The 24,463-nt window shown below is 51.1% G+C and carries 21 protein-coding genes; 14 read left to right on the top strand and 7 right to left on the bottom strand.

All coding sequences use genetic code 11. The features are described 5' to 3' along the window. Window positions 1-215: 215 nt before the first annotated feature. From ACKTT9_RS37315 to ACKTT9_RS37305, 3 genes are read right to left on the bottom strand one after another with little or no spacing between them, the layout of a single operon-like run. Window positions 216-1,997: an ABC transporter ATP-binding protein gene (locus ACKTT9_RS37315; RefSeq protein WP_407869908.1), complete on the bottom strand. Its 1,782-nt coding sequence runs from the start codon at window positions 1,995-1,997 to the stop codon at window positions 216-218. Beyond that, window positions 1,990-3,747, bottom strand: a complete 1,758-nt coding sequence (locus ACKTT9_RS37310) for an ABC transporter ATP-binding protein (protein ID WP_407869907.1) — start codon at window positions 3,745-3,747, stop codon at window positions 1,990-1,992. Before ACKTT9_RS37310 ends, ACKTT9_RS37315 begins: the two co-directional genes overlap by 8 nt. 33 nt (window positions 3,748-3,780) lie before the next feature. Further along, window positions 3,781-4,227 carry a MarR family winged helix-turn-helix transcriptional regulator gene (locus tag ACKTT9_RS37305; RefSeq protein WP_407869906.1) on the bottom strand — a complete coding sequence of 149 codons (447 nt, stop codon included), beginning with the start codon at window positions 4,225-4,227 and terminating at the stop codon, window positions 3,781-3,783. Window positions 4,228-4,594: 367 nt separating this feature from the next. On the opposite strand from ACKTT9_RS37305, the gene ACKTT9_RS37300 reads away from it, so the two are divergent. Beyond that, window positions 4,595-4,957: a DUF2294 domain-containing protein gene (locus ACKTT9_RS37300; protein WP_127456818.1), complete on the top strand. Its 363-nt coding sequence runs from the start codon at window positions 4,595-4,597 to the stop codon at window positions 4,955-4,957. Window positions 4,958-5,265: 308 nt separating this feature from the next. On the opposite strand, the gene ACKTT9_RS37295 is transcribed toward ACKTT9_RS37300, so the two are convergent. Then, on the bottom strand, window positions 5,266-5,538 hold the full coding sequence (locus ACKTT9_RS37295; RefSeq protein ID WP_407869905.1) for a hypothetical protein: 273 nt from the start codon (window positions 5,536-5,538) through the stop codon (window positions 5,266-5,268). 237 nt (window positions 5,539-5,775) lie between these two features. Here ACKTT9_RS37295 and ACKTT9_RS37290 point away from each other — a divergent pair, with 237 nt between their 5' ends. The 5 genes from ACKTT9_RS37290 (at window position 5,776) to ACKTT9_RS37270 (ending at window position 12,475) form a co-directional block, all read left to right on the top strand. Next, window positions 5,776-8,133 (top strand): FdhF/YdeP family oxidoreductase, encoded by a 2,358-nt coding sequence (locus ACKTT9_RS37290; protein ID WP_407869904.1) that lies wholly within the window; start codon window positions 5,776-5,778, stop codon window positions 8,131-8,133. 5 nt (window positions 8,134-8,138) lie between these two features. After that, window positions 8,139-8,960: a formate dehydrogenase accessory sulfurtransferase FdhD gene (fdhD, locus tag ACKTT9_RS37285; protein ID WP_407869903.1), complete on the top strand. Its 822-nt coding sequence runs from the start codon at window positions 8,139-8,141 to the stop codon at window positions 8,958-8,960. A 95-nt stretch (window positions 8,961-9,055) separates the two neighbouring features. Beyond that, a complete protein-coding gene (locus ACKTT9_RS37280; RefSeq protein ID WP_407869902.1) occupies window positions 9,056-11,563 on the top strand; it encodes a S1C family serine protease in 2,508 nt (835 codons plus the stop codon). Between the two features lie 114 nt (window positions 11,564-11,677). Continuing rightward, window positions 11,678-12,154: a VanZ family protein gene (locus ACKTT9_RS37275; RefSeq protein WP_407869901.1), complete on the top strand. Its 477-nt coding sequence runs from the start codon at window positions 11,678-11,680 to the stop codon at window positions 12,152-12,154. Window positions 12,155-12,220: 66 nt separating this feature from the next. Then, a complete protein-coding gene (locus ACKTT9_RS37270) occupies window positions 12,221-12,475 on the top strand; it encodes a hypothetical protein (protein WP_157318318.1) in 255 nt (84 codons plus the stop codon). 694 nt (window positions 12,476-13,169) lie between these two features. Here ACKTT9_RS37270 and ACKTT9_RS37265 read toward each other — a convergent pair. After that, a complete protein-coding gene (locus ACKTT9_RS37265; protein WP_407869900.1) occupies window positions 13,170-13,949 on the bottom strand; it encodes a pirin family protein in 780 nt (259 codons plus the stop codon). Between the two features lie 163 nt (window positions 13,950-14,112). Here ACKTT9_RS37265 and ACKTT9_RS37260 point away from each other — a divergent pair, with 163 nt between their 5' ends. From ACKTT9_RS37260 to ACKTT9_RS37250, 3 genes are all read left to right on the top strand, one after another. Then, on the top strand, window positions 14,113-14,532 hold the full coding sequence (locus tag ACKTT9_RS37260; RefSeq protein ID WP_157318316.1) for a BlaI/MecI/CopY family transcriptional regulator: 420 nt from the start codon (window positions 14,113-14,115) through the stop codon (window positions 14,530-14,532). A gap of 2 nt (window positions 14,533-14,534) precedes the next feature. Continuing rightward, window positions 14,535-15,377: a M56 family metallopeptidase gene (locus ACKTT9_RS37255; RefSeq protein WP_407869899.1), complete on the top strand. Its 843-nt coding sequence runs from the start codon at window positions 14,535-14,537 to the stop codon at window positions 15,375-15,377. Window positions 15,378-15,464: 87 nt separating this feature from the next. Beyond that, complete coding sequence (locus tag ACKTT9_RS37250) at window positions 15,465-16,004, top strand: DUF2231 domain-containing protein (protein WP_407869898.1); 540 nt, start codon at window positions 15,465-15,467, stop codon at window positions 16,002-16,004. A gap of 254 nt (window positions 16,005-16,258) precedes the next feature. On the opposite strand, the gene ACKTT9_RS37245 is transcribed toward ACKTT9_RS37250, so the two are convergent. Next, window positions 16,259-16,435 carry a hypothetical protein gene (locus ACKTT9_RS37245; protein ID WP_181646511.1) on the bottom strand — a complete coding sequence of 59 codons (177 nt, stop codon included), beginning with the start codon at window positions 16,433-16,435 and terminating at the stop codon, window positions 16,259-16,261. A 543-nt stretch (window positions 16,436-16,978) separates the two neighbouring features. On the opposite strand from ACKTT9_RS37245, the gene ACKTT9_RS37240 reads away from it, so the two are divergent. From ACKTT9_RS37240 to ACKTT9_RS37230, 3 genes are all read left to right on the top strand, one after another. Then, window positions 16,979-18,724, top strand: a complete 1,746-nt coding sequence (locus ACKTT9_RS37240; protein ID WP_407869897.1) for an ABC transporter ATP-binding protein — start codon at window positions 16,979-16,981, stop codon at window positions 18,722-18,724. 43 nt (window positions 18,725-18,767) lie between these two features. Beyond that, the gene (locus ACKTT9_RS37235) at window positions 18,768-20,822 is read left to right on the top strand and encodes an ABC transporter ATP-binding protein (RefSeq protein ID WP_407869896.1); all 2,055 of its coding nucleotides are present in this window, start codon (window positions 18,768-18,770) and stop codon (window positions 20,820-20,822) included. A gap of 121 nt (window positions 20,823-20,943) precedes the next feature. Then, a complete protein-coding gene (locus tag ACKTT9_RS37230; protein ID WP_407869895.1) occupies window positions 20,944-21,249 on the top strand; it encodes a hypothetical protein in 306 nt (101 codons plus the stop codon). 329 nt (window positions 21,250-21,578) lie between these two features. Here ACKTT9_RS37230 and ACKTT9_RS37225 read toward each other — a convergent pair whose 3' ends face one another. Next, complete coding sequence (locus tag ACKTT9_RS37225; protein WP_407869894.1) at window positions 21,579-22,199, bottom strand: NAD(P)-dependent oxidoreductase; 621 nt, start codon at window positions 22,197-22,199, stop codon at window positions 21,579-21,581. A gap of 185 nt (window positions 22,200-22,384) precedes the next feature. Here ACKTT9_RS37225 and ACKTT9_RS37220 point away from each other — a divergent pair, with 185 nt between their 5' ends. Then, the gene (locus tag ACKTT9_RS37220; protein ID WP_407869893.1) at window positions 22,385-23,491 is read left to right on the top strand and encodes a hypothetical protein; all 1,107 of its coding nucleotides are present in this window, start codon (window positions 22,385-22,387) and stop codon (window positions 23,489-23,491) included. A 145-nt stretch (window positions 23,492-23,636) separates the two neighbouring features. After that, window positions 23,637-24,365 carry a 23S rRNA pseudouridine(2604) synthase RluF gene (rluF, locus tag ACKTT9_RS37215; protein WP_407869892.1) on the top strand — a complete coding sequence of 243 codons (729 nt, stop codon included), beginning with the start codon at window positions 23,637-23,639 and terminating at the stop codon, window positions 24,363-24,365. Window positions 24,366-24,463: the final 98 nt, after the last annotated feature.

The raw sequence follows: 24,463 nt of genomic DNA, 5'->3' as shown, positions 1-24,463 counted from the left end.
GCATTTTCAAATTCTAACGGACTCCAAAGCCGCTATTCACACCAAAAATGTGCGTTTTGCTTGTTTTATTAGCTAATTAGGACTCTGGTGTCCGTTACGTTTGAGAAATAGGGAAATAAACGAGAATAACGTCTCTGGTGTCCGTTAAATAATTAGAGATAACGGACAGCTTGACCGCCTCAGCCATGGAGGCAGCCTTCAACCCTAACGGCTCCTCAAAGCGAGCTAACCTGGCTGAATTGGTTGGCATACAATTCATAATAATGCCCGCGGAGCTCAAGCAGCTCCTCGTGCGTGCCCCGTTCCACGATCTCGCCGCCGTGGATGACCAGAATCGCACTCGCTTCGCGGATCGTGCTGAGCCGGTGGGCGATCACGAAGCTCGTGCGCCCTTTCATCAGAACGCCCATCGCCTGCTGGATGTGCAGCTCCGTGCGCGTGTCGACGGAGCTCGTCGCCTCGTCGAGCACCAGGATCGCGGGGTCGGCGAGAATCGCCCGCGCGATCGTGAGCAGCTGCCGCTGGCCTTGACTCAGGTTGCCGCCTCCGGCGGTCAACATGGCGTCATAGCCGTTAGGCAGCTTGCGAATGAACCCGTCCGCGTTGGCAAGCTTCGCGGCGGCTTCGACTTCTTCGTCCGTCGCGTCCAGACGGCCGAAGCGGATATTTTCTCGGATCGTATCCGAGAAAAGGTACACATCCTGCAGCACGATGCCGAGGCGGCTGCGCAAACTGTCTTTATCGAGGCTGCGAATATCGCGGCCGTCGATGGTGATGGAGCCTTCGCCGACATCGTAGAAGCGGGTCAGCAGGTTGATGATCGTCGTTTTGCCGGCGCCCGTCGGGCCAACCAAGGCGATCAAATCGCCGGGCTCTGCGGCGAACGTGACATCGTTCAGCGTAGGCACGTCGTCGGTGTAGCGGAAGGAGACGTTTTGAAAAACGACTTCACCTTTCACGTTGGTTAGCTGCTCGGAACTTGTGCCAGGATCGTATTCCGTCTCGCGATCCATCACTTCAAACACACGCTCAGCACCCGCGATGCCGGACTGAATCATATTATATTGATTCGCGAGATCGTTGATGGGGCGGCTGAACTGCCTGGAATAGTTGAGGAAGCTGATAATAACGCCAACCATCGTCCAACCCTTGAGCACCATCCAGCCACCTATGGCAGCCAGCAGAATGAAGCTGAAATGATTGATCATGTTCATGCTTGGTCCCATCATACCCGAAAGCTGCTGGGCTCCTGTACCAGCTGTGCGGAGCTGCTTATTAATCGTACCCAGCTGGCGGACCGTCGCGGCTTCACGGCGGAACGTTTTGACTACTTTTTGCCCGGAGATCGTTTCCTCAATTAAGCCATTGAGTTCACCGAGCCGCTGCTGCTGTTCCTTGAACAGGCGCTGAGTGTGCCTCGTAATCTGCTTCGTTGTGAATAGAACGATGGGAACCGTAATCAATGTAATGAGAGTAAGCCAAATGTTCAAAGTAATCATCATAATAAAAGAACCGACTATCATAACGATACTTGTAATGATCTGCGTTAAGTTTTGACTGAGCGTAGTTGCTACGTTATCGACGTCATTCGTCGTGCGGCTCATAAGTTCACCGTGAGAGGTCTTGTCAAAATAACTGATCGGCAGCTTGTGCAAGTGGCGAAATAGATCCTGTCTCATTTCCCAAACCGTCCGCTGAGATACCCCTGCCATCACATAGGATTGAATCCAAGTAGCGGCACCGCTGAACAAATAACAGCCAAGCAAAAGAAGGCAGAGTCCAAGAAGTCCGCTGCGGTCCCGCGGTACGATATAGTCATCGATCGCGACGCCTATCAAATAAGGCCCGAGCAGCGCAAGACCGCTGCCGACAACAGTAAGGATAATAACCGTGATCAGCCCGATGCGCTGCTGCTGAAGATAACCCCACATGCGAAGGAGGGTAGCACCGATGTGCTTGGCGCGCGGCTTTTGCGCCGGTGTCTGCTTTTTAGCCATGAAGGGCGGTCTCCTTTCCTTGCTGCGAGCGGTAAATGTCTTGATAGATCGCGCTTGTCGCCAGCAGCTCCTCGTGAGTTCCCCGTGCGGCGATGCGGCCCTCATCCAGGACAAGAATTTGATCGGCGTGCAGCACCGATGTGACGCGCTGCGCGATGATGATGCGTGTGCTGCCGGCCATCAACTGCTGCAGGGATCGCTGGATGCGCTTCTCCGTGCCAAGATCGATGGCGCTGGTGCTGTCATCCAGGACAAGCAGCGGTGAGCGCAGGAGCAGAGCTCGGGCAATCGCTATGCGCTGTTTCTGACCGCCGGATAGATTCACCCCGCGTTGTCCCAGCTTCGCCTCGTACCCTTCGGGTAACTGGCGAATGAAGCTATCCGCTTCTGCAGCCTTGGCGGCTTCTTCAATCTCGGCCGCAGTAGCCCCCGGCCTGCCGAAAAGAAGGTTCTCGCGAATGGTCCCGCTAAACAAGATGGACTGCTGCAGAACAATACCGATTTGACTGCGAAGCTGTTCGACGGGCATTTCCTTAATATCAACGCCACCTAAAAGAATGCGGCCCTTCGTTGCGTCATAAAGCCGTGGAATCAAGCTGACAAGCGTGGATTTACCGGAGCCCGTCGCCCCGAGAATTCCGATTGTTTGACCCGGCAGCGCCTTGAAAGAGATGTCCTCAAGCACAGGCTGATCGGGAGCTGAATCATACACGAAGGATACATGTTCGAATTCCAACTCACAGCCTGCCCCTAGTGAATTCCGCTCTGTATGTACTTCGCTGTGTTCCTGCACAGGTTCGTTCATATCCGGTTCTGTCTCCAATACTTCACGGATTCGCTCGGCGGAAACTTGGGCGCGGGAAATATTCATCAGCGTATTGCTGATTGAAACCAGTGAGAAGAGCACTTGAGTGATATAAATGATAAAAGCGGCCAAATCGCCAATCGCCATAGAACCGCTCCAGGTCTGTCCCCCGCCGAACCATAGAACCGCAACAATGCTGATGTTCAAAATCAATGTCATCAGCGGTCCGCTAGTCGCCAGAGCGCGGGCGGAGCTGAGGCTTGCGTCCAGCAAGGCGGTGTTTGCTTTGCCGAAGCGGGTTCGCTCGAAGGCGGCGCGAACGAAAGCTTTGATCACCCGAATGCCTGAGGTGCTTTCCTGCATAACGGTGTTAACGCGATCGAGCCTCGTCTGCATCAGCCGAAAAAGTGGCGTAGAGCGTCTCATCAACACAAATAAAATAAGAAATTGAATCGGGACGACAGCCAGCAAAATTAAAGAAAGCCTTGGCGAAATAACAATCGCCATGATAATGCTGCCAATAAGCAGTGAAGCCTCACGTGTAAACTGGCGCAGCAGAATTTGCAGGATGTTCAGCATTTGCATCACATCGCCGGTCAAACGAGTAATCAGCGATCCGGTTGAAAAAGTATCCAGTTGCCGGAATGAGAAGGATTGCACCTTTTCAAAAACGCTGAGCCTTAGGTCTGCCCCAAAGTTCTGTGCGGCTTTCACTGTGAAAAACGTACAGCCCACCCCGCCGATAAGCCCGAGAAAAGCAACGCCTAACATGTGCAAGCCCGTTGACCAAACTAGCGCCAGGTTACCTTCGGCTACGCCGTGATTCACAATTGCCGCCATGAGGCGAGGCTGAGTTAGATCCATGCAGACCTCCATCACCATGAGTAAGGGGGCAAGCAGGGTGATCAGCCAATAAGGTTTAACAAATGATCGTAGTTTCCACATCGCAAGAAGTCCTTTCTTTTGTTTGGTGGCTAACTAATTTTCTTCCTCTTTCGGACGCAGATTCGCCTGCATTTGAAGCAAGAGACGGCGAAATAGGAGGATTTCCTCAGGCAGAAAATGCGAAAAGGTCAGCTCATCCGTCGCCTTAATAGCTTCCTTGACATGGATAGTGACTCCCCTGCCTTTATCGGTTAAATAAACACGGGTAACCCTCTGATCCGTGGGGTCTGGCCGGCGTTCAACAAGGCCTGTTTTCTCCATGCGGTCAACCATAACCGTCAGTGTTGCCGGCTTATTGTGTATGCGCGCGGCAAGCTCGCGCTGACTGAGTCCGTCTTCGGCGGACAGGGCAAGGAGCAACGGCGGTTGTCCGGGATAAACGTCATACGGATGAATGATTTGATCGATCGTTCGGCGGTGCATCTTCAGCAAATGAGACATCATATGTGTGAGTGATTCAGGATTATGGTGACGCGACAACGGATATCCTCCTTTTTGTTAGGTGACTAATTAATATCTTAGATACGTATTTCGATCCTGTCAATACACGATTTCACTACTTCACTCCTTGTAAAATGCTCTTTGCACGGCTCCACACATTTCAGGTATTGTATAGATAAGGCATAAAAGGAGAGTGGAAGGAAATGACCGGCGCTATTATTTTGGGCGTAATTGCCCTTGTTATCATACTTGGAGCCACGTTCTGGGTAACTCGGAAGGCGTACTCCCGCAGATGGGATGAAGAGGATCGCGATTGAGGGGAGCAGCTCGCAGGCGCAACCTCCCCCTAGTCAGGTATGCGCTTTCTTGCTATGATTGAAGGAGCAAACATAAAGGTGGCTGGCCGATGAACCGAATGGAGGCCGAATTCAGTAACCTGGTCAAAGCTTATCGCAAAAGGCATATGGGCAAAGGGCCGGAGCGCGTCACGACGACTTTTTGCAAGTGCTGGGCAATCTGCGAAATGGCTGGCAACCTATCACCGGTGGAGAAGTTTATGGCGAAGACGGGCGATGGCAGACAAATGCTCCGCACGGCTCGCACGGAAATGGTCAAAGAGATGTATCGCGACCATCCCCCTGTGGAGATGGAAGAACTGCTCGGCGCGAAATTCGTCCAGCTGTTCGTTGACATCGACATTGAGCAGGACTTGGGGATGTCCGTATTCGTTTTTGATCAGGATTTGGAGAAGAAGTTTGGCGGGAAGTAGGCTGTGACTTCGTGGTGCTGAACACACGGAAATGGTGAGACGTGAAACAGTGGAACATGGTTGCGCCGAAATGCGGGAATTGTGGACATTGGAACCGTGTGGGATTGAGTTGCGGAAGACGCATACCGTGCTGATAATGAACCTTCGGGGCTCTCGCAGAATGTAACGGACTTACGGATACCTTATTGTCGACTTTTCGACGAAATAGAAGGGGCTATCGGACTGAGGAGCCGTTATTTACTTGAATAATGGCCGATTGAGGTCATTTCATGGCAAATAGCGTCGCTGGTGTCCGTTAGATTTTATTTTCACCTTAAAAGGCGCGAATAGAGGCAGCTCAGTCCGTTAGACTCAGCAGGAGCAGCAGCAGGAGCTAGAGTAACATCAACGGTAGCAGTAACAGCGTCAACAGGATCATCAACATCGACAGTAGCAATATCAACACGAGCATCGACAACATCATAGACAGTAGCAGCAGTATCAACACGAATATCGACAACGGCATCAACTGCAGCAGTATCAGCACGAGACTCGACATCAACATCGACAGCATTCAACACGTTCAGTAACACGATCATCATCAGTCCCCACTAAGGGTTCTGATCCCGAAGACTGCCTAAAGAAAAGAATGCCAGCTAGATTAGACGAGTGTGGCATATACATATTAAAAGTGCTTGGCACTTGGTAGCGAACCTGCCGGAGACTAACCACTGTAGAACATCGCTTGTAACTTTCGAAAAAGGAAGTTTGCAGGGCGTGTTTTGCGGTGGTTTTTTGCATCATACCAATCCAATATCGCGATAAAGGAGCTGCTTATAATGGGGAAAACGAAGCACACAGGACCAATCAAGCTGCCGTCCAAACCGGATCCGAAGCTGTGGGTCAGCAAAGTGCCGTTCGGGCTAGGCAAAGTGAAGCCGCAGCATATTCGGGAAACGGCCAAAATTGCTTGGCAGAATCGGGATAATCTTCCTTATGCCTACCGAATATTGACGCAAGGCGTCTGCGACGGCTGTGCATTAGGCGTGTCGGGGCTTTACGACCAGACGCTGGCAGGGCCGCATCTCTGCACGACACGGCTGAACGTGCTTCGGCTGAATACGATGCCGGCGATCCGGGAGGAGCTGCTCCATGCGGACATCGACGAACTGAGCCGCATGAGCAGCACGGAGCTAAGGCAGCTCGGGCGTATTCCCTATCCGCTCATACGGCGGCACGGGGAGCGGAAATTCAGCCGCGCCACATGGGATGAGGCGATGGATACGATTGCGTCGAAGGCGCGGACGATTGACCCGAAGGGGATGGCTTTTTATCTGACGGCCAGAGGGATCACGAACGAGTCGTATTATGCGGCGGCGAAGGTGGCGAGGCTGCTGGGTACGAACAATATCGACAACGCCTCGCGCATTTGTCACTCGCCGTCGAAGACGGCCTTGAAGCGCTCCGTCGGTGTGGGCGCTTCGACATGTAATTACAAGGACTGGATCGGAACGGACGTCCTTGTGTTCTGGGGCAGTGTGGCCGCGAACAATCAGCCGGTCTCGACGAAGTATATGTATGCGGCCAAACGCAAAGGGACGAAGATCATTGTCATTAACCCGTACTATGAGCCCTCTATGGAGCAGTACTGGATCCCTTCCATTCCCGAATCGGCTTTATTCGGGACTAAGCTTGCCGACGATGTGTACCAAGTGAACATCGGCGGAGACATTGCCTTCATGAACGGCGTCATGAAGGTATGGTTCGAGATGGAGGAGGCTGCGCCCGGCTCCGCCATCGACCACGCGTTCGTGCAGGCGCACACGAACGGCTACGAGCAGCTGCGCGCCCACGTGGCGCAGCAGGACTGGACGACGCTTGAGCAGTCGTCCGGGCTCTCCCGCGAACGCATGCGCGAGTTCGCTCAGCTGCTGGCGCGTGCCGCGTCCGCGGTTTTCGTGTGGAGCATGGGGCTCACACAGCACCGCTTCGGCACGGACAACATCTCGCAGGTGGCGAATCTCGCCCTCCTGCGCGGCTTCCTTGGCCGCGAACACTGCGGGCTGATGCCCATCCGCGGCCACAGCGGCGTGCAGGGCTCCGGCGAAATGGGCGCGGATCCCTTCTCTTTACCCGGCGGCGACATCAGCAATGCCGCCGACCGCAGCCGCATCGAGCAGCTCTGGGGCTTCGCACTGCCGAGCTGGCAGGGTGACATCGTCGGTGTCACCCTAGAGAACGCGCTCCTGCCCGAGGAACAGGAGCGGAAGCTCCGGCTGTTTTACACATCCGGAGGCAACTTCCTGGAGACGATGCCTGATCCGGCATTCGTCCGCGAAGCGCTAACCGCTGTCGATGTCCGTGTTCACCAGGACATCATCCTTAATACCTCCACGCTGCTGGACGCGCGGGAGGCCGTGGTGGTGCTGCCGGCGATGACGCGCTACGAGCAGCCCGGGGGAGGCACGTCCACCTCGACGGAGCGGATGGTGTACTTCTCTCCCGAGATCGCCGGCCCGCGGATCGGCGAAGCCCGCGCGGAGTGGGCGATCTACGCTGATCTGGCCCGCCGCGTGAAACCCGAAGACGCCGCCCGCCATCTCGGCTGCGGCAGCGCCGCGGCCATTCGCGAGGAGATTGCGCTGGCCGCGCCAAGCTACAACGGCATTCAACACCTGCGCGAGCGTGGTGATGTGTTTCAATACGGCGGCGCTTGGCTGTGCGAGGACGGCGTCTGTCCGACGCCGGATGGTCGTGGCGCGCTGCTGCCGATTGAGCTTCCGCAGCTGCGGAAGCCGGAGGGTCACTTTGCCGTAACGACGCGGCGCGGCAAACAGTTCAACTCGATGATCTACAGCGACATCGATCCGTTCAACGAAGCGGATCGTTACGATGTGCTGATCCATCCCGGGGACGCGGCGCCTCTTGCTCTAAGCGAAGGGGAGGCGATTGTGGTCTACAACCGGTTCGGCAGCATGCACGGCAGGGTGAAGTTTGCCGAGATCAAAACCGGTAATATTGAAGTCCACTGGCCAGAAGGGAACAGCTTGATCCCGAAGGGCGTTTATGAGCCGCATGCCGGCATCCCGGAATATAATACAGCGGTTATTGTGGAGAAGGCAGAAACGTACCATGCCCACAAAGACACGCGATACGTCGAGAAGCGGATTGAAGAGCTGGAGATCGAAGCGGGGTGAGGACGATGGAAAACGAACAAGATCAGGTTGGGCCAGGGCTTTCTTCAACGACAACATGGAACATTTACCGCTATAATGGCACGGAAATTGTTCCTCAAGAGGACACGATCGCGACGGAGACGCCGTTGACGATCAAGGTAGATGGCGAGGAATTCGCTACGCTGGTGTACACACCAACGGATTCGGTTGATCTGGTTACCGGCTTTCTTGCTTCTGAAGGCTTGATTCGATTCGTCGATCAGATCGAGTCCCTCACCTTGGAGGAAAAGCGCGGCTTCGCCCACGTGAAGCTGCGGCACTTGCACCAGCTAAGTAAACAAATGGTGTCCAAACGATTCATCGGCTCCTGCTGCGGCAAAAGCCGTCAGTTTTATTTTCACAATGACGCTCGAACGGCCAAAACCGTTGCTACGAAACTCCAGATTACGATTCAGCAGTGTTTTCATCTTATGAGCCTCATGCAGGAGCAGTCGGCGGATTTTCGGGCTACGGGGGGACTGCATAATGCGGCCCTGTGCACGGCGGGTGAGCTGCTTTTGAGCAGGTCGGATATCGGACGGCATAATGCTTTGGATAAAATATACGGTCATGCCCTGAGGCAGAGAATATCTGTTCGCGATAAAGTGATTGCCTTCAGCGGGAGGGTCTCATCCGAGGTGGTGCTTAAGGTTGCCAAAATCGGAGTCGGTATTTTGCTGTCGAAATCTGCCCCAACGGACTTGGCGCTTAGATTGGCGCAGGACCTAGGGATTACGGTCGTCGGCTTCATCCGTAGGGACCAATTAACGGTCTACACCCACCCGCAGCGTATAACGGAATGTCGATAAACCCCTTTTTATGTGGGAAAATTTGTATTGTCTCTCTATCACAAATATGCTAGATTCTAGTCACTGTCATATTTTGTTAAGAGAGGAAGACCGTCATGGGGAATTGGAATACCGTTGCTAAAAAAGGGGCAACAGCGCTACTGGCCGCCTTCTTGCTTGTATCCCTGCAGGGGCCGTCACCTTCTTATGCATCCGAAATAAATGCCGAGGTTCCTAAAGTGATTGAAAAAGCCTCACCGTCGGTTGTTGCGATTATCGGCAAGCCATCCTACGATTCAGATAAAACGCTAGAGAAAAATCGTTTTAATCTTGCGCACGGCACTGGTGTAATCGTCGAGTCCAATGGCGTCATCGTGACGAATGCACATGTAGTCAAAGATATGAAAAATATCGTCGTTGTTACATCGGACGGCACTACTTATAACGGGCATGCGACGAATATCGATGAGGAGAGCGACTTGGCTTTGGTCAAAATCGACGCCACCGGCTTAACGCCCGCGACTTTCGCTTCTTCCTCGGATATTAAAGTGGGGGAAACCGTCGCGGCAATCGGAACGCCGATTTCTTTCGCTTTGCGAAATTCCGTTACCGTAGGGATTGTCAGCGGACTTGACCGCTCGGTTAGCTCGCAATATCAGCTCATTCAAACGGATGCGGCGATCAATCCTGGCAACAGCGGGGGCGCGTTGATTAACATGAACGGTGAGGTTATCGGTATTAATACGATGAAATATGCCGATTTCGGGGTTGAAAATCTCGGCTTTGCCATTCCGGTAGACACCGTCAAGTATGTGTTGAAGCATTTTCAATTGTATGGGAAAGTGAAACGCCCTTATTTGGGGCTGGAGCTCGAAGAAAGCTGGGAGGCTGTCGTTGGTTTACCTAGCTCAACAGGACTTCGTGTTGCTTACGTCGACCCTGACTCACCGGCTGCGGCAGCTGGCATTGAGCAGGACGATCTGGTCGTTTCCATCGGGGCGAACAAGGTGAAGACGCTGGTCGACTACAATGAGGCGATTAAGAAGTATTTGCCGGATGAAAAAGTGGATATCACCATTCAGTCAGAGGGTGCGTCCGTGACGAAGTCTGTTACGCTCGGCGAAGTGCTGCATCCGGAAACGAAGTGGAAGGAAGACGCGGAGGGGTCTGATTTGGACGCGGACCGCGGTAAAACCAAGATCGGCGACAGCCATTTCGGCTGGTCGATGAAATACCCGGCAGGTTTGGTGAAAGGGCACCAATCCGAGGAGGGTGACTCGGTTAGCTTCGTGGATGCCAAAGGGGAGTTCTCCTTGTCCATCCAGGTTGATAACGAGAGCGATGAGCTGTCTCCGTCGGCGCTTTTGAACAAATTGACCGGTAACGAAGAGGATGACTACAGTGATATGGCGGCATCCACGATTCTGGAGCGCCAGTATGTCAAGCGCGAAGGCGGTCCGTTTGCCAAAATTGTTGGCCGCTCCGGAGATGACGGCTACATTCAAACGCGGGGTTATCTTCACCAAGGGCGCCTGTATAAAGTGCAATTATTTGTAATGAAGGATCACTATAATAACGATTTTAAACAGAATAGCTATAATGATTTACTTGATTCATTTAAGCTTTCCTTTAATGCGCAAGATGAATCGCTCAAAGATATTTCGGTCTATTCTAATGGCAATACGACCTACACGAATGAGTATGGATTATCATTTGCCCTGCCTTCCAGCTGGCAGAAAAGCAGTTATACCGGAAACTCCTCCTTCTTTAATTCTGATTATTCGCAATCGCTGCAGGTTGAGGTGACGTCGGCTTCATCCGGCGACACGTTAGCCGCGTGGGCGGATCGAGAGCGCAAGCAGCTTGAAGCGCAGTATGTGCAGAAATATCGTAAGATCAGCGCCCCTGAGGAGCTTACTTTGGCCGGCGTTCCAGCTTTAAAGACAGCTCATGCCGAAACACTGGGCAACAAATGGACCGCGGGGTACTCCCTCTTTTTCATTAAGGATAAATATAAGTATGAGGTTGAAGTCAGCTATCCGCAGGAGGAGGGGGCTGAGATCAATGATCTCTTGCACACCTTAACCACCACGATCGAAGTGGATAAAGACCACATGGACCAAGAGCTTGGTTTCATTCAAGATCTGGACGAACTGATGGATCCGAATCGTACCATTGCCTACAAGAATGAGAAATATAAATACACGCTGCAAATTCCTGAAATGTGGACAAGCAGCAAGTCCTACGACAACAAAGACCAAGTGAGCAAGTCCTTCCTTTTCACCGGAGGTTACTTGACCATCAACGCAGATACCATCACACCTTATGAGGATGCGGTAAAAGAAGAGGACGCAGCGCAGAAGAAGAGTCACGATAGCGATAGCGAATATGCCTATACCGAAGAGGAAACGACAGTGCTTGGCGGCGTGAAGGCGAAGAAATACGAAGTTAATTATGTGAGCGCCAAAGTGCCTTACAAAGAAACGACGTACATTTTCAGCCAAAATCAAATGACTTATACCGTTACGCTGCGCATGGACGAAGCGGTTCGAACAGAGGCTAATGAAGCTCGTTTGAAAAAAGCTTTTGACTCTCTCAAATTTTTGGATGCAGTGAACAAATAGCCTGCGGAAACAGCAGGGAGTTAATGACCCTCTCATCAGTCGTGACTGAAGGGAGGGTTCTTTATTGGCAGAGCAGAGCGGGGAGCGCAAAGAGAGCAGGGGAGGGCGATCATCATGAGGAAGAGGCTTATCCGGGGGCTCGTGTGGCTGCTTTTTATCGGTTATACGGGCTGTTTGCTGTATTGGATGTTTTGGGGATTCGGGCGTGAGAGCCTGCGAAGCGGGGGGCACTTGGAGTATAACTACAACATAGTCCCTTTCAGGACCATTGGGATGTATATTCTTCATGCTCATTTATTTTCTATGCGGACATGGGTGATCAATTTATTTGGTAATGTAGGCGTCTTCATGCCATATGGGTTTATCCTGCCGTATTTGTTTAGGGTGGCGAGGCGGTACAGGGTGTTTCTACTGCTTTTTGGTTGCCCGTTGGTAGGCTTGGAAGTGTTGCAAATGCTGCTCAGAGTGGGGAGTTTGGATGTGGATGATTTGATTTTGAACATATTTGGGGCGAGTCTGGCCTATTGGATTTTTGCGGCTTTCCTCCGATGGAACGCTTCAGATCAGGTTGAAATGAAATACAGGGTATAAAATGTGACCAATTGTCTCAATATAGCCCATGTAATGATTTTTAATTTGAGGAGGCTCATTGAAACGATGACCAAGACCGATTCAAGTCTACAGTCACAGAATCCGATTTCTTCCGCGCAAAATTCAGCCGATAATGTCCATCAAGCGGTGAACCATGCGATGTCCCATCCAACACCGCAGACGTTGCAAGAGGCCCGGAACGCTATCGGTAAAGCCGAGAACGCGTTGGATCAAGCAACCGATCAATCTGACGCGCCGGCCGTGCAGCAAGCTGCTGAATCGCTCAGCGAGGACGAAGCTAGGCTTCAATCGTTGGAATAGCATCAAAGGGAGCTATCCTGTAAGTAGTTCAACTACTTGTGGGGTAGCTCTTTTGATTTTTCTGCGGTAGGTTGTGCGTGGGAGGCTCTGTCTTTACCGTAATTCGGGGAGTGAGGGAACTACAGGGCGCTATTTTGGGGAAATAGGCAGTTTTTAAGGGTAGACGGAACTACAGGGTTTTATTTGCCTCGAAAAGCTCACATTTGGCGGATAAGTGGCAAAATAGAGGCTCGTAGTTCCCATCCGCTAGCTGATGGGGCGTATGATCACAGAATAAGGGATCGTAGTTCCCATTTGGTCGATTTTGTACAAAGTAGCACCCACCTCATACTAGTTACACTCCGCCAACCCAGTCACTCCTGCTATCCAAGCCAATAAAGTAAACTAGCTACTCCACCTGCCCAAACCAATACAGCAAACTAGCTACTTCGTCTCTCCAAGCCAATAAAGTAAACAAGCTACTTCATCTATCTAAGCCCCACCAGCCTCAAGCTATTTCTGCCATTCATGCCCCACCAGCTACTCCATCTCCTCAAGCCCCTAAGCACTCCCGCTACTCCACTCAAGCCATTCTGACTCCCGATTACTCCATCACTTGAGCCACTCACGCCACTACCCACCAACCAAGCCGAAAAGGCCATCCATCAGATCATTCCTGATCTGCTCAGATAGCCCCACCGACTGTAATATCATATTATTTATGGTACAACGCATAGCCCGGATCTACCGGCACTTCAATCGCGATGATGCGCAGACCCTGCTCGTCATCTGCCTTCAACAGCAGGATTTCATCCGCTTGTTTATCATTTTGGACAACGACGAAATCCTTATGGGAGATGGCCTGAGGATCATTGCCATCCGCGGCGGCTTCACTGCTGCCTTGTCCTCGAATAGCGAGGAAAGCAAGCTGCCGCTTCGATTGAAGGGAGTACGTGAACGTTGCACCCGGTTCGAGGTTCCAATCAAACATGTTGGCGTCTGTATCCAGCTGAATCGGAGCCTTTCCGCCGATGACGTTTTTCACCGTCACGCCATCTTGTTGGACGACCGGGAATTGCTCATGTCCGTATTGATTGTAGGTGGCGGGCTTTTTCACCGATTGACTGAGGTGAGGCTCGAACCAGATTTGCATGCCTTCGGTGCCGGCGGTGCGGAAGGCTTCCGCGTGAGAGACGCCGGATCCGGCTTGAATGACTTGAGCGCCGCCGTCAGAAACAGTCTCTAAAGAACCAAGAGAATCACGGTGCTCCACGAGACCTTCAATCACATAAGTGACGATTTCGAACGCTTTATGCGGATGCATGCCAATCTCAGCAACATCGGTTGCGTGGCCCCAAGCCCAATAAAATAACGGTCCTACACGATCTACAGCCGTTTTCTCACGCGGAAAGCTAATGGCTCGCTGCTCGATAAAATTGCCGCCATCAAATGCCCCAACACCTTGTTGATCAGCCGAAAATATTTGTATATGCATAAGAATCGCTCCTTTGCTTTAAAATAATTAATTACTTACTATATGTAAGTATTATAGATCTCTTTTAACGAAATGTAAAGTGAAATCCCTCTCTTTTAACAGCATATCTTGACTTCGCTGCACGACTCCTACTACAATTTGTAGTGTAAGGAGTGTGTCTATCATGAAAATGCAAAATTTTAAATATGAAGGAAGCGGGCTTAACCGTTTTTTTGGTCCTTTAGAGGCCAAGATTATGGAGATCCTTTGGAACAGCGTCGAGGAAATGACGATTAAAGATGTTCAACAGAAGCTCGACAACGACAGCAAAGCAAATAATTTCAACACCGTCATGACAGTGATGAACCGCTTGGTGGACAAAGGTATTTTGCAGAAAAAGGCGCTTGCCCGCTCGTACCAGTACAAACCGGTTGTTACAAGAGAAGCCTTCATGGAAGCTCAGTCCAAAGAGCTCACGCTTGATCTGATTGAAGAGTTCGGCTCCTTGGCGGTGACGCATATGGTGGATGCGCTGGATAAAGTAGATCCCGGTCTGCTCGACCAACTGGAGCAAAAAATCAAAGAAATGAAAAAGGATCGATAACGATGATGGAAAAGCGATTGAAATGGCTGTACGCTGCTTCTTTAGCCTTGTCGGGGCTTGTCTTGGGACAAATGCTGCTTTTTGTGGGACAGCATCTCTTCAAATGGCATGCACGCTATAACATCTTTGATTTGTGCGTCATCTTATTCAAAAATCTTCATATCCCTGCACCCATTGCGCTTAATTTGGTGAATGTTGTGATCCTTTATACCCTTAGCGCGGTCCTTTTGCTAATCACACGGCAAGCCTTTCAAGCGATGAAAGCCAAGAAGCTGGTTACCAAACACCAGGATGCTGCGCTCACCTTGCAATACCGCGGCATGTACCAGCTTGCTGAGCATCAATTGCGCATTATTTCTTCCAAAGCGCCAACCGCCATGACGATAGGCTTTCGGAAGCCGCAAATCATCCTATCGACGGGGTTGCTCGACATGCTGGACCCTACAGAGCTTCATGCCGTTATCGACCATGAGAAGTGCCATATGAAGCATCGCGATCCGCTCGCTATTTTCCTGCTTTCCATCATGTCTAAAGCGCTGTGGTATATCCCGATCTTTGCATGGCTTGCCAAGAAATACCCCATTATGATTGAACTAAGGGCAGATAAGTATGCCATTGGTCAAATGAATCAACCTGCCGATTTGGGCAGCGCTCTCCTCAAACTACTCAAACTACAATCACCGGCACCGAATCTATCCTTATCTCACGCCTCTTTCGCTGAAACATCCATGAATGTTCGCATCAAACATATTCTTGACCCGCAAATGACCTTGTTAATACCATGGCCACGGCTTCGAATAGCGGTATCCCTGCTCATCGTTATCCTGCTGATGGGGCTCATTTAGAGCCCTGATTGGCATGGCTTGACTTTCCATTTATTTAACACTACACTTTGTAGTGTAAACAAAATAGATGAGTGAGGAGAGAGATTAATGGATTATATCTTGAACAATCTGCACTTCATAGTGACGCATGTCCCTATCGCACTTCTTATTTTCAGTTTTGTTTTTGATATCATTGCGATGATTATGAAAAAACGGGAGTGGCACTCTGCCGGTATGCTTTGCCTTGTGGTAGGTGCGCTTGGCGCGGTTGCCGCTGTCATGACGGGCCCGTCTCCTTGGCGTAATCCCCTGGTTGTCCCTCATGAATTTTATGCGAAATTAACTATGCTTGCAGCGATTGTTCTTGCGGTCGTTCGTGTCGGTTTGCTCATTTGGAAAAAGAAAGACGCCGGCCGGCATCCGATGTATTTGATCGGCTCGCTCGCGGCTGTGATCCTCGTCAGTTATACGGGCCATCTTGGCGGTCAAATGGTACATAGACCGATGCCGGTCATGGCACCAGGGAGCGGAGTTGGACAAGCACCCGGCGGGCAAGGTGAGCCAAATGGCCAAGGACCTGGAGCTCAAGGAGCTAAGGGGCCTGTGGCATCACCTGCGGCATCGTCGTCAGTACCTTCAAATAAGTAAATGAAAGGGAACTGGAGTCCGCTATTTAAGCCAAAACGGCTGCATTTTGAGGTGAGAGGAACTACAGGGCCTTATTTATCCGAAATTACTTGATTCTCCACAAGAATCGGTCAAATAGAGGCCCCTAGTTCCCTTTCATCTGATAAAGGACCAAATTTGCCAAAATAGCGGATCATAGTTCCCACTCCATAAACACAGGGCTATCCATCAGGCCGATTCAGACCCGTTGAGATAGCCCTGTTTTTTTCTAATCCTCATACAGGCTCGTCCAACTCTAACTCCTCCAGCGTATACCGATTATCCCACAGAAAAATCATATCGTACTTCGTCGAATCGCGCGAAACGAACCTGGCAATGAGTGCAACAACGCCTCCAATTACGACTCCGAATGCGGCAATCCATCCTAACAAGGCAAACACTTGATCGACCATGCCCATCCACTCCCCTGCGCGATATGAACTCATATGTAATGAATATGCCGCGAGAATTTGAAACATGTGTGACATTCGCACAAGGGGAAAAAGCAAGTATTCTGATCCGAAAATGGAAGGGTAAGATAGTTCTTTTATAGTCTTTTTCTCCGATTGACAGGGGCTTGAAAAGGGTGTTAAGATCACCTCTGTAAGCGCAGTTATACAACTTTTGGAAAATGATAAAGGACGCAAGCTGGGTTGCGGTAGAGAAGGAGGGTTTCAAGATGATTAAATTGGTTCTGGATCCAAACGCGCATTTTGAGCACAAAGAGAACGACCATACAAATTCATACGGAGTAACCCGCCTGTTAGCCGATACTGCAACGCCTTGATGGTGTTTGTTCGGCGGCTGCACCCCTTCATATACGCTAATGAAGAAGAGCGCGGGTTACGAAGAAGTTCGTAACGAGCGCTTTTCTGATTTTTGAAAAGAAAAGGCATATCGCTGCGTGCGGTGTGCCTTTTTGCGTGGATAAGTAAAGTAAAGGAGTGATGAAAGCAATGTTTATCGTATTGAAAAAATTAGGTTGGTTCTTCCGCATGAATTGGAAGCGATATACGCTGGCGATTGGGCTGCTCATTATCGTCGGCATTATTGATGTGATACCTCCGAAGCTGATCGGCTATGCGATTGATGGTATACACATGGGGACTTTAACAGGCAGCAAGCTGTTCCAGCTGCTCGCCTTCTGGGGGACGCTGATTGTAGCCGGCTATGGCTTGTCGTATGTTTGGCTGTATCAGCTGTTTGGAGGCGCCTTCGTCCTGGAGCGCGTGCTCCGCTCCCGTTTGATGAGGCAGCTGCTGCGCATGACGCCAACGTTCTATGAACGCAACCGCACGGGCGATCTCATGGCTAGAGCTACGAACGACCTGCAAGCGGTGTCGACGACAGCGGGCTTCGGGATTTTAACCTTCGTAGACTCCACGTTGTTTATGCTGACTATTCTGAGCATGATGGGCTTCTTCATTAGCTGGAAGCTGACGCTTGCTTCAATCCTTCCACTGCCTTTCATGGCTGCTGCGATCACCATTTACGGCGGACGTATTCACGAAAGATTCATTCTCGCTCAAGATGCTTTCGGTCAAATGAATGACCGGGTGCTTGAAACGATCGCCGGCGTGCGTGTCATACGTGCTTTTGTACAGGAAAAAGCTAGTGAACAAAGTTTTAAAACGATGACAGACGATGTTTTTCGTAAAAATATTGCCGTCGCACTTATCGATGCGCTATTCGAACCAACGGTCAAAATCCTGGTCGGCATCTCGTATTTAATTGGATTATGTTACGGCGGATACATGGTGTTTCATAGTGAATTGACACTTGGGGAACTCGTTTCCTTCAATACGTTCCTCGGCATGTTGATATGGCCGATGTTCGCAATCGGAGAACTCATGAACATCATGCAGCGCGGCAATGCCTCGCTGGATCGGGTGAATGAGACCCTGGGCTACAAACCGGATGTCACAGACGAACCGAATGCAACAACCATGCTGCTGCCCAATTCGGTTAGCTTCCAAGCAGTCACCTTCCGCTATCCGTCATCTTCTATTGACAATCTCGTTAATATCTCTTTTGAGCTCAAACGCGGACAGACGCTAGGCATTGTAGGGCGGACAGGAAGCGGCAAAACGACGCTGCTCAAACAACTGCTGCGCGAATATCCGACTGGCAAAGGCACAATCGCCATTTCCGATACGCCGATAGAGCAGTTGACGATCGACACCGTACACGGATGGATCGGGTATGTGCCGCAGGAGCCGATTCTTTTCTCCAAAACGGTGAAGGAAAACATCAAGTTCGGCGCAAGCCAAGGCACGGAGGAGCAGCTTATTCAAGCGCTTGAACTGGCTGCCTTCCGCAAAGACGTGGAGTTCCTGCCGGAAGGTTTAGAAACCTTGGTTGGCGAGCGAGGCGTGGCTTTATCCGGGGGTCAGAAGCAGCGCGTATCCATCGCGCGGGCGCTTTATGTAGATCCGGAAATTCTCATTCTGGATGATGCGCTTTCTGCCGTGGATGCCAAGACAGAAGCCGAAATCATCCGCGGGATTCGCTCTGAACGTGCCGGCAAAACGACACTCATCACAACGCACCGCCTGTCAGCGGTTCAACATGCCGATCGGATTCTCGTGCTCGATGAAGGGTATATCGTGGAAGAAGGCACGCATGAGGAACTTCTCGCGCTCGGCGGGTGGTACAAAGAGCAGTATGACCGTCAGCAGTTAGAAGAGCAGCAGGTTGGCTGAACGGACAAATCGATGATCTCATGAAAAGAAGGTGAAAACCCTAATGAAACATACAAGCAAGCGATTATTTCAATATGCAGCATTGTTTAAAAAACCTCTGCTGATCGCGCTGTTATGCTTATCTGTCGCCGTTGCGACGGAGCTGGCAGGTCCGTTCATCGCCAAGAAGATGATCGACACGCACATTCTCGGCATTGAGAAGCCGTGGTTCGAGACCACATCGGCAACGAAAACAGAAAACGCAGTTCCGATGAACGGAGGTTTTTATAAACGGAGCGATCATTTTGCGGAAGGGGAGCCGAAGGGGCATGAAATTCGGATTCTCCAGGTGGGCACCCAGTTTGTGTGGGTGGACCAAGCGCTCGTCTTTGACGGCGTCCGTAAGTTGACGGAAGATGGGAAGTTGACGATTACGCAGGGAGCAGACCAAGCGGAGTATCCGGCTAAAAAGCTCAGTATTCAGGAACTTTATACGTTTTATGAGCCTGAATTTTTCAGTTTGATGAAGCTGGCTGGTGTCTACTTCGTGTTAATTCTCATTGGCGCCGGTTTTACCTATGGTCAGCGGTATCTGCTGCAGTCCGCGGCGAATCGGATCATTCAGCGCATGCGGAGCGATGTGTTTGCGCAAATTCAGCGGCTGCCGATCAATTATTTTGACAATCAGCCTGCAGGTAAAATTGTTTCACGGATCACCAACGACACGGAGTCTGTCAAAGATCTGTACGTTCAGGTGTTGGCGAACTTTTTTACAGGGGCGATTTATATCGTTGGTATTATTGTAGCTTTGTTCATACTGGACTATCGTTTGGCTTTATTCACGCTGCCGGTGCTTCCTCTGCTTTATGTGTGGATTATCGTTTACCGTAAATATGCCTCGCACTATAATCATGAGATTCGTGAACGGATCGGTTCTATTAACGGCATGATCAATGAGGCGATTCAAGGCATGACGATCATTCAAGCTTTCCGCAGACAAAAGGAAACGACGGAAGAATTCGAGCAATTGAACGAGGAATACACGCATTATCAAAATAAATTGCTCAGCCTGAACTCGCTGACCTCCCATAACCTGATGAACGTTGTGCGGAATTTGTTCTTTTTCGGTCTCATCTGGTACGTCGGGGGAAGTTCCTTGCATTCGTTAATTACGGTTGGTGTGCTATACGCATTCGTTGATTACTTGAACCGGATGTTCCACCCCATGGTAGGGATCGTGAATCAGCTGCCGAACCTGGAACGAGCCATTGTATCGGCCGATCGTGTATTTGAACTGCTGGATGAGCAGGGCATTCCTGTGGCGACTGAGAAATCGGAGCGTTATCTGGGCAACGTGAAGTTCGAGCATGTTCGTTTTGCTTACAAAGAAGGCGAAGACGTGCTGAAGGACATCACGTTCGAGGCCAAACAAGGGCAAACCGTTGCGCTTGTCGGGCACACCGGCTCAGGCAAAAGCTCCATCTTGAATCTGCTGTTCCGCTTCTACGATGTGAACAAGGGCCGTATCACGGTCGACGGCCGCGATGTGCGCGAGATGCCCAAACAGCTGCTTAGGCAGCATATGGGCATCGTCCTGCAAGATCCGTTCCTGTTCACAGGGACGATCGCATCCAACGTATCGTTGGATGATCCGTCCATCACCCGGGAACGGGTCGAGGCGGCGCTGCGTGAGGTCGGCGCAGCGGCTATGTTTCAAAGTCTGCCGCACGGCATCGACGAGCCCGTGATCGAGAAGGGCAGCACGCTGTCGGCCGGGCAGCGGCAGCTGATCTCTTTCGCTCGGGCGCTGGCGTTCGATCCGGCGATCCTGATCCTCGATGAGGCGACGGCCTCCATCGACACGGAGACCGAGGCCGTCATCCAGGCGGCGCTCGAGGTGCTGTCGAAGGGGCGGACCACCTTCATCATTGCCCACAGACTGTCGACGATCAAAAACGCCGACCAAATTCTGGTGCTCGACCATGGCGAAATCGTCGAGCGCGGCAACCACGAGGAGCTGATGGCGCACCTCGGGCGGTACTACCAGATGTACCAGCTGCAGCAGGGACATCCGGAGACGGCAGCGGCCGACGAGGACAGGGTGCGGAGCAGCTTGTAGGCGGCTTTTTAGGCGCAAACGAGAAAAAACCGTCAGGCCATGCTGCCTGGGCGGTTTTTTTGTGCCGCCTATGCTACAATAACAGCAATAAATCATTTCCTCACTGAAATGGAGGGGTTGTATGCGTCCAGATACACTTCGCTTACTGAATTTGCTTCAGCTGCTGTCGGAAATCGCGATCGCTGTGGGATATTTGCTAGGCTTGATCCCATTCGTTTACCTGTGGTCGTACACTTGGGTAATTCCGCTCGTGTTTGTGAACTTGGTCTTTGCGATCCTCACCCATAATGGAACGACGACAAAGACAGTCATTAACATCATTATGGCATTTTTGAGCTTTATCCCGGTTGCGGGGTACGTGTTCCGCATTGTCGGTATCGTAATCTCATGGCTGAACATTGCTGCTTTGGCCAAAGAAAGAAGATGACGTTATTAAAAGGCAAAAGAGGCTCTCCCTTGGTCATTGGATGACTTTGGGAAAGCCTCTTTACTTCGTGCACCGAAGGAACGGGTCCCACTAAGTTGGTTCAACTTAAATGGAAATTCTCCAGCTATTTTAAGCGGGAACTGCCATAAAGAGTAACTTTGCAGGAGAAGCTCCCGTTAATCTGCTCCATCAACCCTGCTACCAAGCACGATCATCCCTATTAACAGGAGAACATCCATTTTAATGATGCAATAGCAGTGTTTCTCCTCAAAATAGTTGTAGCATTTCCAGTTAATCTGAAGAGCCATGTCCTGAAAGCCTCTTTTCCGTTAGTAGGCCAGTCCTACGCGACAACCAACATACTCTTGCGAACACGCAACGCTGTAGGTAAAAGCCGCCGTATCGCCCACGGAGATCGACTTGCCATCCTCCGGCAGGAATTCGCGCGCGACACGGTAGGTGCCGAGCGCCTCGCCGTCTGGCAGGTAGGTTGGGCAGACGACTGTCCAAGAGAGTCCGGAGGCCTGCAGCAGCTCCCAGGCCTTGCGATGCTCCTCAGCGGCTCGCGTAGAGGAACGCCTTGTGTCCGGCGTCTCGTAGCGCAGCAGGCCGGGGTGCTCTTGGCTTTGCAGGATGCCGGCTGTGCCGATGGTGACGATCCGGCTTACACCTTGTGCCTTCATAGCCTCGATGAGAAGAGGTGTGGACTCTGTCAGCACCGTACCGCCATCGGTATTGAGACAGCTGATGACAACGTCTATACTCTCCAAGGAGCGACGAATGTCACCGGGATGGCAGGCGTCACCTTGCAGCAAGGTAAGCTGTTCAGAGCGCTGGTTGACCTTTTGCGGATTGCGTACCAATGCCGTTACTTTATGATTATCTGCCAAAGCTCGCTCTAAAACGCGAGTTCCGACTCTTCCTGTTGCTCCTAATAGAAGAAAATGCATGACTAGCCTCCATGGTTCAAACGTTGTGAATTCTATTATACGCTTCTTGTTTGTCTTAGAGAAATGCTCCTGTTACAGGCGTCTCAGAGTGATTCATCTATTTATTTGAAAATAGGTTCGTAGAGGAGACAAACTCACATAGACTAGCATAAGTTGAATGCATCCCCTTACAAAGGAGAATGCACATGGCGACTTTTTATGAGGCTTTAAGGCAAAATGACAGGCTTTTCGCAACGCTGCAAATGCCGGGTGTTCTGGGTACTGGTGTTGGTTATGCCGACCCGGATAAACCTGGAAGCGGTGCGGCAATTATCGTGTACACGCGTAAAGGCGCGGTTACGACAGCAATCGGTAAAAGCATCGCAAAAGTTGTCGGCACTAGCATCCCTGTCCGTTATATTGCTGGAGCTCCCTTCAGGCCTAACTCCGTAGCGGCACCGAAGAAGATGAGCCGGTCTGTGAAAGCTCCGGTGAAGCGTTTCAGAGCCACGCAATTCCGCGGCAAACATCGTCCCGTTCCGGGCGGCGTTAGCATTGGCCGAGAGAATCGGGGGACAGGGACTTGCGGTCTGATCGTCATTCAGAATGGCCAACTGCTGATGCTGAGCAACAACCATGTGCTTATTGAAGCGAACAGATTCGGCGCGAATATTGTACAACCGGGGAACCTCGACGGAGGCGTAAATGTAACAGACCGTGTCGGTACGGCATTCCGGTTTGTTCCTTTTAATCTAACAGGACCGAACTTCATGGATGCTGCTACGGCGATACCTTTTAACAACAGTTTGCTCACTCCGAGATATTTGGTCAGTAATACAGGGCAATTCGTGAATCCACAAGGTCATTTGCTCAGCTACCGTGTGGGAGACCGTTTCTTTAAATCAGGACGTACCACAGGGTTTGTTATCGGCACGGTGGAGAGTATAGGCGTACAAATTAATATCGGACCTTATCCTGAGTTGGGGGGCGCTACGCTGCAGTTCCGTAATCAGACGATCCTCACGGCTCCTACGAACATCTCTCTGCCTGGCGACTCCGGGTCTGTATGGATGAGAGGACAATTTGCAGCGGCTTTGAACTTCGCAGGTAGCGGTCCTCGTTCTATCTCGACACCGATTGCTAGCGTAATGAATACATTCAATATTCGAGTAGCCGTTCTTGCGGGAACAGGCACTTTCAAAAGCGGTGCGGCCATTAACCCTTCGCCGAAAGGCAACTATGCTTATACCCGGCCATTGACGGTGGCACAACGCAAATTGGTGCGTATCGTTCGCGCTATGCCGAAAAAATAGATCATTGGTAGATCGCTCCCGTTCACAGGATGAAGGGCGATTTTCTTTTTGCCATTTGACACCTGACTTGAACGAACTTGGGGAATCCATCATAATAGGGGATATCAGAAAAATAGGATTACGGCATAGAAGGGATTTCCCAAGCATGAGAATCAATAAATTTATTAGCGAGACAGGGGTTTGCTCCAGGCGGGAAGCGGACAAGTGGGTAGAAGCGAAACGTGTCACGATCAACGGCGAGGTTGCCGGACTTGGAAGCGTTGTAGGTCCTGGCGATGAAGTTCGAATCGATGGCAAACCGATTGGCGAGAAGAAGGAACATGTCTATATTGCGCTCAATAAACCAGTAGGGATCACGAGTACGACGGAAGCTCATATCAGAGGCAACATTGTTGACTTTGTGGGGCATTCGGAACGTATTTTCCCGATCGGCAGACTGGATAAGGATTCGGAAGGTCTCATTCTTTTAACGAATAACGGAGACATTGTGAACCAGATTTTGCGTGCAGAAAATAATCATGACAAAGAGTACATCGTGACGGTGAACCGGCCAATTACGCCGATGTTCCTCAAGGGGATGGCTAGCGGAGTGCGCATTCTGGGCACGGTAACGAAGCCATGCGAAATTTATCCAGTGGGCGATCGCGTTTTTCGCATCATCCTGACGCAGGGACTTAATCGGCAAATTCGTCGGATGTGCGAAGCGTTCGGGTATCGGGTGGTGCGCCTGCAGCGCGTTCGGATTATGCATATTCATCTGGGGAGCTTAAAGGTAGGCAAATGGCGCGATTTGACGCAAGGTGAAATGAAAGATCTCATGCACACCCTTAGCCAAGAAAACGCCAAAACGAGCAAGATGCCTAACGGCAGTTAAACCAGCAGCACATGTTCATGCCTCTTTGCTAGGGGCTTGGAGATGTGTTTTTTATTTTTAAATTTTTTTTGTAGGTTTAAAGCAACTTTTTCTTTCTC

The organism is Paenibacillus sp. P36 (assembly GCF_045866505.1).
Classification (GTDB): Bacteria; Bacillota; Bacilli; order Paenibacillales; family NBRC-103111; genus Paenibacillus_E; species Paenibacillus_E chondroitinus.
The sequence above is the reverse complement of the archived record's forward strand: the minus strand, read 5'-3'. Positions and strand labels throughout refer to the sequence as shown.

Coding starts and splice junctions, on each gene's coding strand:
- ACKTT9_RS37235 (WP_407869896.1), top strand. CDS start 18,768: ATGAAACATACAAGCAAGCGATTATTTCAATATGCAGCATTGTTTAAA.
- ACKTT9_RS37300 (WP_127456818.1), top strand. CDS start 4,595: ATGAACCGAATGGAGGCCGAATTCAGTAACCTGGTCAAAGCTTATCGC.
- ACKTT9_RS37265 (WP_407869900.1), bottom strand. CDS start 13,949: ATGCATATACAAATATTTTCGGCTGATCAACAAGGTGTTGGGGCATTT.
- ACKTT9_RS37280 (WP_407869902.1), top strand. CDS start 9,056: ATGGGGAATTGGAATACCGTTGCTAAAAAAGGGGCAACAGCGCTACTG.
- fdhD (WP_407869903.1), top strand. CDS start 8,139: ATGGAAAACGAACAAGATCAGGTTGGGCCAGGGCTTTCTTCAACGACA.
- ACKTT9_RS37255 (WP_407869899.1), top strand. CDS start 14,535: ATGATGGAAAAGCGATTGAAATGGCTGTACGCTGCTTCTTTAGCCTTG.
- ACKTT9_RS37270 (WP_157318318.1), top strand. CDS start 12,221: ATGACCAAGACCGATTCAAGTCTACAGTCACAGAATCCGATTTCTTCC.
- ACKTT9_RS37290 (WP_407869904.1), top strand. CDS start 5,776: ATGGGGAAAACGAAGCACACAGGACCAATCAAGCTGCCGTCCAAACCG.
- ACKTT9_RS37240 (WP_407869897.1), top strand. CDS start 16,979: ATGTTTATCGTATTGAAAAAATTAGGTTGGTTCTTCCGCATGAATTGG.
- ACKTT9_RS37250 (WP_407869898.1), top strand. CDS start 15,465: ATGGATTATATCTTGAACAATCTGCACTTCATAGTGACGCATGTCCCT.
- ACKTT9_RS37220 (WP_407869893.1), top strand. CDS start 22,385: ATGGCGACTTTTTATGAGGCTTTAAGGCAAAATGACAGGCTTTTCGCA.
- ACKTT9_RS37245 (WP_181646511.1), bottom strand. CDS start 16,435: ATGGTCGATCAAGTGTTTGCCTTGTTAGGATGGATTGCCGCATTCGGA.
- ACKTT9_RS37295 (WP_407869905.1), bottom strand. CDS start 5,538: ATGATGATCGTGTTACTGAACGTGTTGAATGCTGTCGATGTTGATGTC.
- ACKTT9_RS37225 (WP_407869894.1), bottom strand. CDS start 22,199: ATGCATTTTCTTCTATTAGGAGCAACAGGAAGAGTCGGAACTCGCGTT.
- ACKTT9_RS37230 (WP_407869895.1), top strand. CDS start 20,944: ATGCGTCCAGATACACTTCGCTTACTGAATTTGCTTCAGCTGCTGTCG.
- rluF (WP_407869892.1), top strand. CDS start 23,637: ATGAGAATCAATAAATTTATTAGCGAGACAGGGGTTTGCTCCAGGCGG.
- ACKTT9_RS37310 (WP_407869907.1), bottom strand. CDS start 3,747: ATGTGGAAACTACGATCATTTGTTAAACCTTATTGGCTGATCACCCTG.
- ACKTT9_RS37275 (WP_407869901.1), top strand. CDS start 11,678: ATGAGGAAGAGGCTTATCCGGGGGCTCGTGTGGCTGCTTTTTATCGGT.
- ACKTT9_RS37315 (WP_407869908.1), bottom strand. CDS start 1,997: ATGGCTAAAAAGCAGACACCGGCGCAAAAGCCGCGCGCCAAGCACATC.
- ACKTT9_RS37260 (WP_157318316.1), top strand. CDS start 14,113: ATGAAAATGCAAAATTTTAAATATGAAGGAAGCGGGCTTAACCGTTTT.